Here is a 15,668-nt window from a genome sequence, read left to right as displayed (position 1 = left end):
AGTCACTACAATAGCACCACAATAGTTGGCCACAGTATTATGATGTGAAGGTGAGTACGTTTCAGCATTTTTAGTCAAAACCGCCCCCCCCAGTCGAACAAAGTACATCATGATCTTTCATTGGTTCAAAAAGAAGCAAGAGACCCCAGCTACCACCATATCAACCGTGGACCACGATCGCGTTGAGGATCTAATTAAGCAAGGCAATGCATTTCTCGACCAAAACCAACTGCAAGCCGCGGTGAGTAAATATCAAGAGGCGATCACATTAGACCCAGAACATGGCGATGCTCTACTCAATCTCGGTTTTGCTTTGCAGAGCATGCAGCGTTTGGATGAGGCACAAACCATTCTGCATGAGCGAACGCAACTGGCCCCAGCATCGGCCGACGCTCATTTTATGTTGGCGAATATCGCGCTCATGAAGCACACCCCGCAAGAAGCTGTTCTAGAATGCGAAGCTGCATTAAGAATTAACCCCGCATTTGAGGCGGCTACGCTAACGCTGGTTGAACTATTGGCACAGCAAGGGAATTTTACAGAAGCGCTATCGCGTCTGAGCCAATTTTGCGCACAAGTCCGCACCTCAGCACAGGCTCATTTTTTACTGGCACAGCTATGCGTCCAACAGAAAAATTTCGCGTCGGCTTTACAAGCACTACAAACAGTTCAAGAATTGCAGCCTGACTTTCCGAGACGTCGCCTCGCCATGGCGCAGGTGTATGAACAACTCGGCCAGGCAGATCGAGCCCAAGCTGTTTACCAAGAGATACTCGATCTGAAAGATCAGAAAAAAGATCAGGACTATGAAATCGCTCTCACGAAGTTGGCACAGTTCCACCTTGATGCGAAACATCTGGTCGAGGCAAAAACCTACTTGCAAAGGCTGCTTCGCCACAATCCTCAAGCCATTGAAGCACTCAATAATCTTGGCAGCATCGAGCGTAGCTTAGGTGCTCATTTAAGTGCGCAGCGCTACTTCGAACAAGCATTACAAATCAATCCAAATAATGCGAGTATTTTGTGTAATCTGGCCCTATGCCTACATGATCAAGGCAATACAGCACAAGCCATCGAAAAGCTCACGCACGCCATCACACTAGAACCACAGCAAAGTGTCTTACATTTTAATCTGGCCAATATTTACTCAGACGACCGCCAGTTCAAACTCGCCAATCAGCATTACTTGATTGCTTTGGAGCTGAACCCCGAATATGCTGAAGCGCACTCCAACTATGGTTTTTGTTTACGTCAACAAGGCAAATCAAACGAGGCCATTGCGCACTATAAGAAAGCCTTTGATTTACGCCCCGATCTCGTCGTGGCACTCAGCAATGCGATTTTCGTTTTGAGCTATCACCACGACTTTACTGCGGCTGACTACATCGAACATGCACGGGCATACGATCAAGCGATTTGCAAAGACCTGAAGCCATATACGCAATGGAATTGCCCGAATCAGGGCAAGTTACGTTTGGGTTTTGTGTCGGGTGATTTCCGCACCCATCCTGTCTGCTATTTTCTCGAGAATGTTTTAAGCTCGCTCGACAAATCTAAGTTCGAACTCGTCGCGTACTCCACCATCCCATTTTCTGACGAAGGAACCGAGCGCCTTAAGAAGCACTTCGATCTGTGGCGCACGATTCACGATTTGAGTGACGACCAAGCGGCGCAAAAAATTCATCAAGATGGGGTGCACTTCTTATTTGATTTGGCGGGTTTTACAGCCCACAATCGTCTCCCTATTTTCGCGCGCAAACCGGCTCCGGTTCAGATCACCTGGCTCGGATATTTTGCTTCAACCGGCATGTCGAGTATCGATTATCTGATCGCAGACCCTTACACATTGCCGCCCGATCAAGAGCCCTATTTTTCGGAGAAAATATGGCGTTTACCCGAGACACGTCTGTGTTTCTCAGAACCGAATTCAAACGTTGAAGTCGGCCCACTCCCCGCATTAGAGAATGGCTTTATCCGCTTCGCTAGCTTCAACCAATTAATGAAGATGAATGATCATGTTGTTGATCTTTGGTGTGAAGTCTTACAGGGGGTTCCGCAGAGTCGTTTGTTTTTGAAGTCTCCTCCACTCGCTGATGCCGAGGTACGAGCAGAAACTTTGGAAAAATTCACTCGTCGCGGTATCGCGTCAGAACGCATCGAGTTTGAAGGGCCAACGCCGCGTGATGCATATTTCCGCGCCTATCAAAAAGTCGATATCTGCCTTGATCCTTTCCCCTACACAGGTGGCACAACCACCATGGAGAGTCTATGGATGGGCGTGCCGGTGATCACTTTAGAAGGCGAGCATTTCCTTGCGCGCCAAGGGCAAGGACTACTAATCAATGGCGGTCTTCCACAGTGGGTCGCTCGCGACAAAAAGCACTACGTCGAAATCGCGCAACATTACAGCCAAAACCTACAAGAACTCGCCGCACTGCGTGCTCATTTGCGACAACAAATCGTGCAATCGCCAGTTTGCGACGGACCACGTTTTGTGAAGCATTTTACCGAGGCCTTAGAGCAAATGTGGGCACAGCATTTAGCCTCGAAATAATCGGTTTGGTATATACCACTTAATACATGGCGTCCGTGGATGGACGATATATTTTGTTCATACTGGAAAAATAAATTCATATGAATCCATAAATCCTACATTCTTGTGATGCAATTATCAGCGCTCGAAACTCATGCGAAAAGCGTTTAAAGCAATAGCATTCTAGCCATTGCGATGCTGAAATGATGGCCTAAGATTAACTGAAATTTGAAAGCCAATTTTCAAGCGCCCCTAGTTTTTACATTCCCTTCAAAGTGATATGAGTCCCTCGCGGCTAACTGTGTAATTTGAACCACCACTGCGCAAAGCAGCTATGACATAATACATAGACATAATATTTACTCTAAATACTAATGACATCGATGAATACACAAGGTCGAGATGTCAGATAAGCCCTCGGAATGCGACTCATGGAAACGCTCAGGGCAATTGAGTAAGAGAGTAAATCGCGGTTGAGGTCGCGCAAGTTCGTATCGACAAGAGGCGCGTCTCCGCATCACAACAATAAATCAGAGACCAGAAATAATCGAACCGCACCGATCGATGCAGCCTAGGCCTGCCTATCGTTTCGCTGGATCGGTAATCGATATTCGAGCACGATGTGTGGCGGGCATCTGGGTCCTAGTTGACCGAGTCACATGTTCTAGTTCGAAAATCTGGTTCAGAAAAGGCATAACCGATCGCCTGCATTGGGCGCGGCGTTTCGCCATCCACCAAGGAATTACTGTGTATTTGTCGACACTTGCTTATCAACGATTCTATGCATTCTTCATCTGAAAAAACACCACTTGCAGACGCCTTATTTTCCTTATTCGCGATCTGCCACCGAATCGAAACGCGCGATACTTTCGCTGACCATATTTATCCAATTATTCAAGAACTCATGCCGCACCAACGATTTCTGTGTGGCATCGCAAGTGTCACTCCGGTGGCTTTACTCGATTCCATTAATATGGGCTTCCCTGATGACTACATCAGAGATTGCATTAGCAGTGATGGCAAAATTCGAAGCCCGATGATTCGATACTGGTTAGAACAAGACGCCCCAGTCTTCTTCACCGAAGACTTTGAACACGCTTTGTCGAATCCACGTGACAAAGAATGGATGGAAATGTTCAAGCGCCACAAAATGCAGAATATGGCAGCGCATGGTTCGAAAGATTTGCATGGTGGCGCCACCAGTTACTTCTGCTTCTCGGGGATCCCCCATTGGGATGAACAGACTCAAGAAATCATGCGCATGATCGTGCCACACTTACATACGGCGCTCCGAAGCCACTACCAACTCAAACAGAAACAACAACTTCCCGATCATGCACTTTCAGCGCGCGAAATGCAGGTCTTGGAATTAGTCTGCATTGGTAAAACCAACCACGAGATCGGCATCATCCTTGGCATCAGCCCTTGGACTGTGAAAATTCATGTGCGCAATACCATGTCAAAGCTCGATGTGTTCACACGAGGCCATGCCGCCGCTAAAGCGATCCAAAACAATCTAGTCCAGATTCCTCGTGAAATTGCGAGAGATTAGGAAAATCACTCCGGCATTGTTGGTGGAGGTTCTCTCATTCGCGGGCTGATCGTAAATGCTCGCCTTACATGATACTAATGTTCACTAGCTTATTCTTTATTCTTCACGCCCCCTGCTCAATGTTCCATGATGGGGGCAGTAGAAGGTTCGACATGTCGGCTTTTCAAACGAAGATAAAGAATTAAGACAAGTCCTAATAAAAAAGCAGTGGCCATGAGTCTATATACATCGCTAAAACTTAATACCAAAGCCTGCTGACGCAATGCTGAGTCAAGTAACTTGGTGGCTAAAAGCTGAGCCCTATCACTATCGACTATATGCCCGTTGAGTTGAAACAGGAGTTGCTCGGACGCCTGGCTAAGTCGAGCCGATGCACGCACGGAGTAGTCCGCCAGTTGTCGATAATGAAGATCGAAGCGATTGAAGAAGAGCTCGGTATTGATCAATGCCAGACCAATTGCTCCGCCGAGGTTACGCATCAAGTTATAAATGCCGCTGGCCCCTTTCAGCACCTCGCCCGTAAAGCTCCCAAGTGCAAGACTGGTTAAAGGAATCACGCACAACATCGTGCCCATTCCACGTAAGGCCTGCGGCACTAACAATTCCCAATAACCCCAACTGGCGGTCACTCCTTGAAATAGCACACAACTGACGTAAAAAATGAGAAAACCTAAAGCCAAGATCGTTTGATTGCTCAAGTATTTACGCAATGCGATCGATAGAAACGTCGCTCCCACCTGAAACAAACCTGTGACAAAAACCGTGGCGCCAATTTGCAACGCACTAAAATGCCGAATCAAACCAAGGAACAGAGGTGTCATATAGATTGATCCGTACAAACCTATACCCACCACAAAACTTAACACGCATCCAAGCGTGAAGGACAAATTGCTAAAAGCGCGCAGATGAACAATCGGATGTGAGTATGACAAACTTCGCCATACAAAAATCACCCCGGCCATCATCGAGACCAACAAAAAGCTAAGCAGATGAACATCTTCGAGCCATGCTCGCCGAGGCCCCTCGTCCAAGACGTATTGCAGCAAACCCAAAAACAAGGCCAATGAGACCGCACCCAAAATATCAAAGCGACGCAAAACACTGAAATCGGGTCTATCGATATCAACGATGAAAGCAACCGCAATACAGACGACAATACCCGGAACGATGTTGATGAAGAACAGCCATCGCCATGTCAAAGCATCGGTAATTAACCCGCCAATACTTGGCCCCAATACCGGCGCTAGTGTCGCCATCAAACCCAACACTGCCGCAATTTTTGCTTGATTGCGTTCACCAGGAAACATCATAAAACCCGAGGCAAACGCTGTAGGAATCATTGCGCCACCCAGAAAACCTTGCGCTGCGCGAAAGACCATCATTGATTGGATATCCCACGCACCGCCACAACCGATACTGGCAATCGTAAAACCTGCACACGAAATGCTAAAGAGCACGCGCGTAGACAGTATGCTAGAGAACCACGCCGCCAAAGGAATCATTATGACCTCGGCGATCAAATAGGAGGTTTGAACCAGCGAGATTTCTTCTGGCGTTGCTGATAAACCGGCTTGAACTTCGTGCAAAGAACTTCCAAGAATTTGCGTATCGAGCAAAGCCATGAACATACCGACCGCCATCAAAATAAAACCGAGTAGTGGCTTCAAGGTTTTTTCCTTGGATGCGGACATCACGTCCACCTGCACCACACCGTTCATTAGCGCAACCATAAAAACGAGGTGAACGAAGGTGCCGCGCCTAGTCTAAGGTCTTGATTCGCGCCTTCACGTTCTTTGGTGCTCACTTCCACTGTCACCGACAGTCCGGGGCGGAGTAAATCTGCGATCTGAGATTTCGCTTGCTGGTCGACCAACATAATCTTGACCGGAACCCGCTGCACAATCTTCGTGAAATTACCGGTCGCATTTTCGGCAGGCAGAAGGCTAAATTCAGATCCCGTTGCGGGTGCCAGACTATCGATCACTCCAGCGAAAGGTTTTGTTTGATCCGCATCGACCACAATTCGCACCACTTGCCCTTTGCGCAAGCGGGCCAGCTGCGTCTCTTTGAAATTGGCCTGGATATAAATCTGTGTGCTGGGGACGACCGTCATGAGCTGTGTACCCGCCTTTACAAATTGCCCAAGATTGACCAACTTGTTAGCGACCACCCCATCGCTCGGGGCATACACGACCGCATGGTGTAAATCAGAACGGGCGGATCGCACCTGCGCCTCGCTTTGTTCAATATCTGCTTTAATCTGCAAACTTTTTGACTGTATCACTTGCAATTGATCACGCGTCGCTTGTAATTGCGCCTCGGCCTGCGCCAGCCCCGCTGCGCTGACTTCGAGTTGACTGGCGCTAGCATCGCTACGATCATGCGAAATAAAACCTTTGGCCAGTAAAGCCACATCTCTACTGTGATCTTTCACTGCTTTTTCATAAGCGACTTTAGCACTACGTACATTCGCCAGAGCTTGATGAATCTGAGATTTCTGTAGATTCTCTTGGTAGGCCGTCGTCACCAGCACCGCTTGCTGAGAGCGCACCGCTGCGAGTGTCTGCTCTTCTTTGATTTGATAATCCGTGGCGTCGATATGAATCAAGGCCTGCCCCTTCTTCACCTCCTGATTATCATTCACGTCGATACTTGTAACGTAGCCGCTGACCTTAGGGCTCACCAGAATATTATCGGCTTTCACATACGCGTCATCGGTCTTCTCGATATAGCGCAATTCTCTAAAATAGTAGAGCGAAAAAAGTACGAGAAAAGTAATTACAAGAACGCTTGCAAGCAGAAGGAAGAGTTTACTTTTCCTCATCGTGAGTTCCTTTTAAAAGTGCATGACTAAATACTTCAAAGTGCTTAAAAAAAAGACCGTGGCCATCTGAAGGTATAGCCACGGTCCATCCCTCCCAGGACAGCAAACCTATTTTTCAGTAAATGAACGTTCGATCACGTAATCTCCCATTTGCCCCACGCCAGGAGAAATCGAGAAACCTTGGCTATCAAGTAAATAGCGCATATCCTCCAGCATGGCGACGCTGCCGCAAATCATGGCGCGATCGTGCTTCGCTGAAATCGCATCAATTCCCAAGTCTTCGCAGAGGCGCCCAGACTCAAGCAAATCAGTGATACGACCACGATGTAAAAATTCCTCACGCGTCACGGTCGGATAATAGAGAAACTGAGATTGCACCAGTTCACCCAAGAAATCGTCGTGCGGCAGTTCCTTCTCAAGGTAGTCGCGATACGCTAACTCCGCCACTTTTCTCACACCGTGTACCAAGATCACTTTTTCAAACTTTTGATAAGTGTCGGGATCGCGCACAATACTCATGAAGGGGGCCAAGCCCGTTCCCGTTGCGAACAGAAAGAGATTGCGCCCTTCATACAGATCAGAAATCAGTAACGAACCAGTAGGCTTACGACTCAATAAGATTTGATCACCCGCCTTGATATGCTTTAAGCGCGAAGTCAAGGGACCGTTCTCAACCTTAATGCTCAAGAATTCCAAGGTTTCCTGATACTTTGAACTCACTACACTATAGGCGCGCATCAACGGTCGTCCGTCAATTTCCAAACCCAAGGTCACGAAGTGACCATTCTCAAAACGAAAATGAGGGCTTCGGGTCGTGGTAAAACTAAACAAAGTGTCGGTCCAATGTCGGACGCTCAAAACGGTTTCATACTCAAATACTGCCATGTCCTTACCTCTTGAATTGCCGCGAATTCGTAAATCAATTAAATTCAAAATCTGCTGTGTCTCTCGCACATTGCTAGAAGCGTCCGCTCAGAACATCTTGTCCGAATCGCTTCCCAACAACCATGGCTGCGGCTTCAACGCCAGACGTCATCGCACCGAAGATGCCATGGCCATTACGCATATTGGCGCCGCACATCAACAGACCTTTGATATCCGTCTTCGCACCCGGACGATTATGCAAAAACTGTGAAGGGATCAAGGACATTCCGTAGGACGTGCCATTACTCGCATCGGTGTAGCGCATCATGGTGATTGGTGTAGAAACTTCCTGAAACACGATATCCCTTGAGAGATTCGGAATAACCCGCTCGGTTTCACGAATCACTGCCGCCGCAAACTTTTCCTTTAACTCGAGATAGCGTGGGTTCTTGCGATAACTGCCATCCTTGTATTCTTGTTCAGTGATTTTCCAGGCTGAGAAGCTCGATGGTGTTACAGACATCAACTGAAGATTGGTGATTCCTTCCGGCGCGACTTTGGGGTTATGAGGGTCTTTCAAACTCGCGTTACCGACAAAGACGTGGGGGCGTTCCGAGAACACATCGTTCTGCACGTCGCGATATGCGGTCTCAAAGTCATAACTAGGATAAATTCGTAAGTTGGTATTTCGCATCCCTTCCTTGGCGAGATCACGCCGTATGCCGAGATAAACCACGCCCATTCCTGGCGACATCTCATAGGCTTTGGTACGCTCGGCTGTGCGCGTCGAAATCTCGCTCTCACCGACCAGATTCAGCATGGTCTGCTTCAAATCAGCATTCGAAATGACAATCGGTGCATAGGCGCATCGCGTTCCCAGCGCCTTATTGGAAAATTCAACACCGACCACACGCCCACCTTCGATCAACATACGTTGCACTTTTGTACGCAGTAAGATCTTATTGCCCTTACTTTCAATCGCCTCGGCAAGTCTGTCGGAGATCACTTGTCCACCACCTGCGGGATAAAAAGAACCCTGCATAAAATGCATAGTGACACCTGCATGTCCCATCAAAGACGCCCGGCTTGGCGGCTGGTGATATACACCGAGCTGACCTGTCAGGATCGCGCGCAGCCTTTGATCGTGGGTACAAGTATCGAGAAACTCAGCGACTGTGGCGTTAATATGGCGCAGTGCTAGCATACAGCGAGGATAAACTTGCAAGGCCTTCAAAGCTCTTCCATGCACGCCCATGATCGACCACACTTGATCAAGCAACTTGAAGTACCGTTCGATTCCTTTTTTTTCGCGCGGAAATAATTCGAGTAAGCGTTGCTTGAATTGCTCCGCACCGCGTGGAATTCGAAATTCAAAGTCGGGGAAGTAAAGACTATCGAATCCAGCAGGATCTTGCTCGATAAAATCGACGTGCTCGACACCAGCACCACGGAGGATGCGTGGAATTAGACCTTCACGCTCGCAGTCACCGATATAGTGCAGACCAACATCAAATTCGTAGCCTTGACCTTTGCCGACCCGGCTAAACACCGTTGCGCAGCCCCCGAGTTCATAATGCATCTCGACCACTAACACTGACAATCCCTTCTGCGCCAGCAAAGCTGCCGAAGTTAGTCCGCCGATGCCTGCACCAACTACAATTGCATCGTAATGTTCTTCCGTGTATTCACGGTAACGATCAGGAACTACACTCGTCACATCCCACTCCCTATCTCAATCAACTCAAAAAAACCGCGAACTCAAATTCTTAACGAATCAAGTACGCTAGCTTGTTCTCGCGCTCCGCCCATTCAGCAGCATTCGGTAATGCTGGTTTCCGCTCGACGAGGCGCGGCCAGTTCTGTGACAACTCGGCATTCAATGCCAAGAAATGCTGTTGCTCTGGTTTCAATTCAGATTCAGAGCGAATCGCATCAACCGGACATTCCACTTCACACAAGCCACAATCCACGCAAGATTGTGGATCAATCACCAAAAAATTCTGGCCTTCATGAAAGCAATCGACGGGGCAAACTTGAATACAGTCCGTGTGCTTACAGCCAATACAAGCTTCCGTAACAACGTAGGTCATACTCATTCCTTCTCTATGGTTTTATTCGATATTCTTTAACCAGCTTGTCCAAAGCCGCCGAAAAGCCGCTGAAAAGACGCCAGCAGGCCATTCTGAGCACGCAGTTTCACGGCTGGTTTCGCATGTGAAAAGTAGCGATCCACCAAAACCCGCGCCGACAACAAGGTGCCAATAAAACCAGCACCAGGAAAGGTCCAAGCACCCACTTGATAAAGTCCTTGAATGGGGTATTTCTGACGGAAACGCCGCAATAATCCCGACTGATGAATGCTTTGTTCAAACCCGTAGATCGCACCTTGCGGATTGGCTGTAAATTTCGTGAGCGTGCGTGGCGAACCGGCCTCGCAGACTTCAATATGGGCACGCAGGCCGGGCATTAATTTTTCAGCTTTGCTGATCAGCAGCTCAGTAAGCTCTAACTTGCGTTGTTTGTAGTCCGCTTTACTCAAGCTCTGCCATTCACCATCACCGAGTAGCGTAAAGATGCCGAGACTGGCCTTGCCAGCAGGGACCAAACTCGGATCAATATTTGAGAAAAAATTCAAGGACCAACCACTCAGATTGTCGGCCACCCGGTTCTCCATCATGGCTTGATGTTGCTGTTCTAAATCAGGATTGTCTGACATGAAGATGATCGTCTCATCGCGGCTAATTCCGAGCGACTCCAAACTGCAATCCAAGCCCAAATAGACTTGAAAACCTGAGGTGGAGACTTTCATCGCGCTCAATTTGTCACAAAAGCCGCCAGGGAAATGCTCTTTTCCCACGAGTTCGGTGACCGCAAAGGGGCTAATGTTGGCGATGACGGTATCCGCTTCCACTCTTCCAGTCTTTTTCGAGGTGATTCCCGTGACACGGTGTTTTCCATCGACGTGAATCTGCTTCACAGGGGAGGACAACACGATCCTCCCTCCGTGACGCTCGATCACTCGACTCAAGGCATTCGACAAACTTTGTGAGCCTCCTTTTATCGAATAACCGCCGTTCTTCAGATAATCGATAAAGGGATAAGAAAAATAGGGGAAGGCTAGACGCTGCGGCGGCAATCCATAATAAGTCCATTGCGCTGCCAGTACGGTCTTTAGACGTTCGTTCTGCGTAAACTTTGAAAAAAAGGCGTGCACGGTGGTGTTCTCGTACCGTAGCACGCGGTGAAATAAAAACGGTGTCAAAATCAAACGGACAAGGAAGGGCCATTTTTTGTACAGGAAGCCAGCCACATTGGCATAAGTCCGCTCTGCCTCGGCAAAGAGGCGTCGCAAATTGTCTTCCTCTCCTGGAAAAAGTTGCGCAAGTTGCTGCAGATAAGCTTCTAGGTCGCGCTCTTTCACACTCAAATCAATTGCGCCAGAACGATAACGATACAGGCGTTTATGCGGTAGGAACTCTAGCTCGTCTTCAATGCCGCAGGCTTTAATGCACTCGTATGAGTCGGCCCCTTCTATCATGCCGTCAAAGGAATGCAATGACACGTCAAAGGTAAAATCTTTGCGTTTAAAATTGGTCGCGTATCCACCGGGAATATTGTGTTTATCGACCACCAAGACCTTACGTCCCGACTGTGCCAGTAAGCTCGCACTTGCAAGCCCTCCGAGACCAGCACCAACCACAATGACGTCAAACTTTTCCATCTATCTCTATGCTCTAGCAAAAATTGATCAATTGACTCAACTGACGACCGCGACTGACGCCGTCGAGCGGTTCTATTACAAGTAGGCTTGCTATGCTGACCACCTTAGCGTAGCGAACTAAGCTGTCAGGCCACCATCAATCACAAAAGTCTGGCCCGTGATGTAAGCATTTTTCGGGCATGCCAAGAAGGTCGCTAAGGAAGCAACCTCCTCAACCGTTCCCATACGTCGCAAGGGAATCGTATCGACAATCGTTTTCAATTTCTTTTCTGGAATTTCAGACACCATTTCGGTTGCGATATAACCTGGTGCGATCGCATTTACGCGAATATTGAAACGTCCGAGTTCGAGTGCGAGAGCGCGTGTCATACCAATCATTGCCGCCTTACTCGCGGCATAATTACTCTGTCCAATATTGCCCTTAAAACCTGAAACCGAAGACATTTGCAAAACGACGCCATCGCCTTCGCTGAGCATCGAGTCGATAAACGAACGGGTCGCGTAAAAGACTGAATTCAAATTCGTGTTGATGACCTCACTCCACTGTTCTCCACTCATGCGCATCAAGACAGTGTCACGGGTAATTCCCATATTATTGACGAGGGCATACGGGGCACCACGTTCATCAATCAGGGCCTTTGCCAAGGCTTGCATTGCGGCTTGATCAGCACCGTCGCAGCAGTAAGCTTTCGCAATATACCCTTTTTCCTGCAAAGATTTTTCAAGCGCTTCAGCACTGGCGGTCGAACTCTGATAGGTGAACACAACTTCATACTGTGCTGCGCAAAAAGCCTCGACCAAACCTTTGCCTATGCCACGCGTTCCACCTGTGATCATGACCCAAGGTTTTTTATCAGGAGATTTCATAATGTCTTTCTTTCTGTATTGATGACGTTATCAAGCAAGCGTCAGTGACGGTTTAGTGCGGCTATGCTGATCGAGAAAAGCCAAGGCCTGGCCAAAATACTCATCCTGATACGTCTTTCGAATTTCCAAGTGGCCGCAGTTAGCAAATCGTCGAATGCAATCGTGACCAACCAATTCCTGCAAGCGATGCAGCTCGTGCGAGGTAATGAAAGCATCATCTGCGCCAAACATGTACAAACGAGGAAGTTCCGCTGGCAAGGGGAAAGATTGAAACACGTCATGGGTGCCGGTCAGATGTCCCCATCGACTTCGACTAAGAGAGCGCATGACCAATCCCAATGCGCCTTTACCAAAGAAATGCACCAAAGAGACAGGCGCACTATCAAACAGTGCACTATCGAAGCGGGCTCGACCACTGCCAATCGCATGCATACCGTGGAATGCGCCAAACGATACCCCCCAAAAATGCAAAGGCAGATCAGGATAAGTATGGCGGGCCCAGTCAACGATCGAAGCCACATCATCTGCGAAATTCATACTTTCCACAGTGCTGGAGCCGAAGCCTTTAAAGTTAAAACTCACGACGTGATAACCCGCTTGATTGAGTTTTTCGTGATAAGAATTTTTGAAAAAGTAGCTCATGCCAAACTTCAAGAATGGATGGCATAGTAAGACCACGCCCTTAGCAGGAACGCCCTTGGCCAATTTGCGCGCCGCCTCGAGTCGACTCATGTCGCGCCCGATGAAACTAAAATATTCAAGTCCGTGTTGCTCTGAATCGCGCCAACCAAACAAAGGCCGAAATAAACACTTCATCACGAACTTACTGCTATGTCGTGCTAACCATGGACGCCGCGACGCCATTCTGCTCTTTATGCTGTTCTTTATGCTGCCCATTGATTCACCTTCATTTCTGCATAACCAAACGCGGCCTCATAACTGGGGCCCGCGACCCAAGCACTCAAGAAATGCACACCAGAAATCGGGAATCCGTGATGAAAAATATGGCCGGATAAATCAGTACCCACCATCGCTCCATAACCCGCGCCATCGGTATTATTGGTAAATCTTTCATAGGTGCGTGGCGACGAGAGTTCAACATATTTCACGTGCCCACATAATTGCGGCTTGGCCTGATATAGGCGTTCCAGCAAAGCTAACTGTGCGCGATGCTTCTTCTCTTTATAGAGCTCGGATTTGCGATGGGGCCAATGTCCGATGTCGTCGAGCACGTTGGCGCACAAGATTGAACCTCCACTCGGATCGAGTAAATGGTAATTCGTCAGCTCCATGGTGCTCTCATTCCAAAATGCCTGCTCGGCCAGCATTTCGCAGGAATCATCACTTTGGCTGGGCGGTTCCCAATCCAAATTTTCGGAAAAGATCATGCTTTCAGCACTCTCGACTCCGAGTTGCTCTGGCGGTAGATCCGTGGTCAGATACAGTGTGGTTGTCGACCGCGACGGCTGTAGCTTGGCTAACTTCATACGCACCAAGGTAAGGCCTGGATGCTCATCAAACAGCTGGCTCATGGCGTAATGCGGCGAGGCATTGATATACACACGATTCGCATAAAAATTACCCTTCGAAGTGACGACGCCATTCACGCTATCTTGATTGTCGCTGATGACGCGATGTACATTAGTGCCTAGTAACACCTTGCCACCAGCGTTTTCGATACGCTGCGCCAATAGGTCAGACAAGCGCTGCGAACTTCCTTTCACATAGGCGTTGCCTTGCGTGAGGGTGGCGTAAAGTACATGTAAAAAATATAGATAGCCAAGATCGCTCGAAAATCCTCCGACGTAGATGCCCGTCGCAGCAATAATGCGGCGCAGATCTGGATCATTGAAGCGTTGGCGCAATGCGTCTTCGACGGTCAGATTCTTTAAATGCCTATGCGCAAAACGCAGCTCCGCAAAATCAACTTCGTAGTTCCCTTGCATCATTTGGAATTGATAATAGCCATTACGACCATGCACGGCGAGCTCTTCAAAGAATTCCTTCAAAGCCTGACTTTGCGCTGGAAATTCACGCAATAGATCGACTTGAAATTGCTCAATGCTGTTACTCAGTTTGAATACGCGATCATGAAAATTCGCTTCGAAGTATTCCTCAGACCGATGTAGATCTAATTCCTTGGTTAAACCAAGGTCGGACAAGATACGAAACAAATTTCCGCGTTCGCCCATCCCACTCAGCTTATGCAAGCTGCAATCGAAAATCGCATCGGCCTTTGGTCGCCGAAACATGGTCGCATAGCCGCCAGGAACCGTATGCTTATCTATCACCAACAATCTCACGTTTGGATAGCGATGCACAAGCTGCGCCCCAAAAGCAAGGCTGGTAATTCCCGCGCCAACACAAATCGCGTCCCAATGGCGTTCCATGATTACATCACTTCCAGTTTATGCAACCAGTTATAAATAGGCGCAAAGCAGGCCTCGTTTTTGGCCAAGTTGGCGGGTGAATTTCGCACCTGTTCAATCGCCTCTTCGTCATCACTCGCAATTGGGAAAATAAATGAGGTGTGTGCAGCGATCTCTGGGTTATAGGTAAATTGCGGTATGAGGCGTGCCATCAGGCCGCGCATTAATGCGCGCATCTTGGCGGCGTCTTCTTCAGAGGCTTTCTCAAAAAAGGACTCCCCAACCCAACGCGCAAAAGCGATGTGGCGCGCTTCATCGACATGGTGTGCACGGAACATTTCGCGCGTGAGAGGATCAACGCTGCTGGCTTGCGACACGTACATCGCCGATAATTCAGCAACCCACTCAATCAACAAGGTGCAAATAATGCCAGCCACCGGATGCATCTTCGGTAACTGCTGTGTCAACAACTCATACAGACCATCGGCTGGTGCAAAAAGAGGAAGATTTGCCATCTTCATATAACGCTGAAACATCAGTGTGTGCACGATCTCCTCTTTCGAAAAAATCATCAGGTATTCATAGACCGCTGGGCTCATTTTCCCAGCATAAGTATTCAGATATCCCACATACAATGGTGGCAAAGTCTGCTCTAGCGTAATAAACATGGACACATCGCGTGCATTCTCGAGCCACAAAACTTCGTGTTTTTGAGCCGCATCTAATGCGTCAAAATAAGGTGTTCCGAACAACCAAGAATGCTCAATCATCTTCGGCACTTGGTTTCGGTCCACGCCCATTTCCCAGCGTACGACATCATTCAAATCCATCGGTGCTGCATGAGACTTAGAAATCAAGGATTGAATTCCCTCATCTGCACGTTGGTTCAACCAAATCAGTGGTGGCAAGCTTGTCATGATGTGTCCTTCCCAAAGTTT

The 15,668-nt window shown here is 48.3% G+C and carries 12 protein-coding genes; 2 read left to right on the top strand and 10 right to left on the bottom strand.

Translation table 11 applies throughout. The features are described 5' to 3' along the window. Positions 1 to 109: 109 nt before the first annotated feature. On the top strand, positions 110 to 2,554 hold the full coding sequence (locus tag RF679_RS04555; RefSeq protein ID WP_309483036.1) for a tetratricopeptide repeat protein: 2,445 nt from the start codon (positions 110 to 112) through the stop codon (positions 2,552 to 2,554). 760 nt (positions 2,555 to 3,314) lie between these two features. Then, positions 3,315 to 4,085, top strand: coding sequence for a helix-turn-helix domain-containing protein (locus RF679_RS04550; protein ID WP_309483035.1), 771 nt, complete (start codon positions 3,315 to 3,317; stop codon positions 4,083 to 4,085). A 116-nt stretch (positions 4,086 to 4,201) separates the two neighbouring features. On the opposite strand, the gene RF679_RS04545 is transcribed toward RF679_RS04550, so the two are convergent. The 10 genes from RF679_RS04545 to RF679_RS04500 form a co-directional block, all read right to left on the bottom strand. Continuing rightward, the gene (locus RF679_RS04545; protein ID WP_309483034.1) at positions 4,202 to 5,776 is read right to left on the bottom strand and encodes a DHA2 family efflux MFS transporter permease subunit; all 1,575 of its coding nucleotides are present in this window, start codon (positions 5,774 to 5,776) and stop codon (positions 4,202 to 4,204) included. Between the two features lie 26 nt (positions 5,777 to 5,802). Beyond that, complete coding sequence (locus RF679_RS04540; RefSeq protein WP_309483033.1) at positions 5,803 to 6,789, bottom strand: HlyD family secretion protein; 987 nt, start codon at positions 6,787 to 6,789, stop codon at positions 5,803 to 5,805. A 228-nt stretch (positions 6,790 to 7,017) separates the two neighbouring features. Continuing rightward, entirely contained in the window at positions 7,018 to 7,794 is a 777-nt protein-coding gene (locus RF679_RS04535) for a ferredoxin--NADP reductase (RefSeq protein WP_309483032.1), read from the bottom strand. A 73-nt stretch (positions 7,795 to 7,867) separates the two neighbouring features. Continuing rightward, complete coding sequence (locus RF679_RS04530; RefSeq protein WP_309483031.1) at positions 7,868 to 9,490, bottom strand: phytoene desaturase family protein; 1,623 nt, start codon at positions 9,488 to 9,490, stop codon at positions 7,868 to 7,870. A 49-nt stretch (positions 9,491 to 9,539) separates the two neighbouring features. Next, positions 9,540 to 9,863, bottom strand: coding sequence for a ferredoxin FdxA (gene fdxA / locus RF679_RS04525; RefSeq protein ID WP_309483030.1), 324 nt, complete (start codon positions 9,861 to 9,863; stop codon positions 9,540 to 9,542). A gap of 35 nt (positions 9,864 to 9,898) precedes the next feature. Then, complete coding sequence (locus RF679_RS04520) at positions 9,899 to 11,494, bottom strand: phytoene desaturase family protein (protein ID WP_309483029.1); 1,596 nt, start codon at positions 11,492 to 11,494, stop codon at positions 9,899 to 9,901. 117 nt (positions 11,495 to 11,611) lie between these two features. Continuing rightward, positions 11,612 to 12,361, bottom strand: coding sequence for a 3-oxoacyl-ACP reductase FabG (fabG, locus tag RF679_RS04515; protein ID WP_309483028.1), 750 nt, complete (start codon positions 12,359 to 12,361; stop codon positions 11,612 to 11,614). A gap of 30 nt (positions 12,362 to 12,391) precedes the next feature. Further along, positions 12,392 to 13,225, bottom strand: a complete 834-nt coding sequence (locus RF679_RS04510; RefSeq protein WP_309483027.1) for an alpha/beta hydrolase — start codon at positions 13,223 to 13,225, stop codon at positions 12,392 to 12,394. 20 nt (positions 13,226 to 13,245) lie between these two features. Then, complete coding sequence (locus RF679_RS04505; protein ID WP_309483026.1) at positions 13,246 to 14,751, bottom strand: phytoene desaturase family protein; 1,506 nt, start codon at positions 14,749 to 14,751, stop codon at positions 13,246 to 13,248. Positions 14,752 to 14,753: 2 nt separating this feature from the next. Continuing rightward, on the bottom strand, positions 14,754 to 15,647 hold the full coding sequence (locus RF679_RS04500) for a diiron oxygenase (RefSeq protein ID WP_309483025.1): 894 nt from the start codon (positions 15,645 to 15,647) through the stop codon (positions 14,754 to 14,756). Positions 15,648 to 15,668 lie beyond the last annotated feature (21 nt).

This window comes from Undibacterium cyanobacteriorum, assembly GCF_031326225.1.
Taxonomy (GTDB): domain Bacteria; phylum Pseudomonadota; class Gammaproteobacteria; order Burkholderiales; family Burkholderiaceae_D; genus Undibacterium; species Undibacterium cyanobacteriorum.
This window is presented reverse-complemented; position numbering and strand designations above follow the sequence as displayed.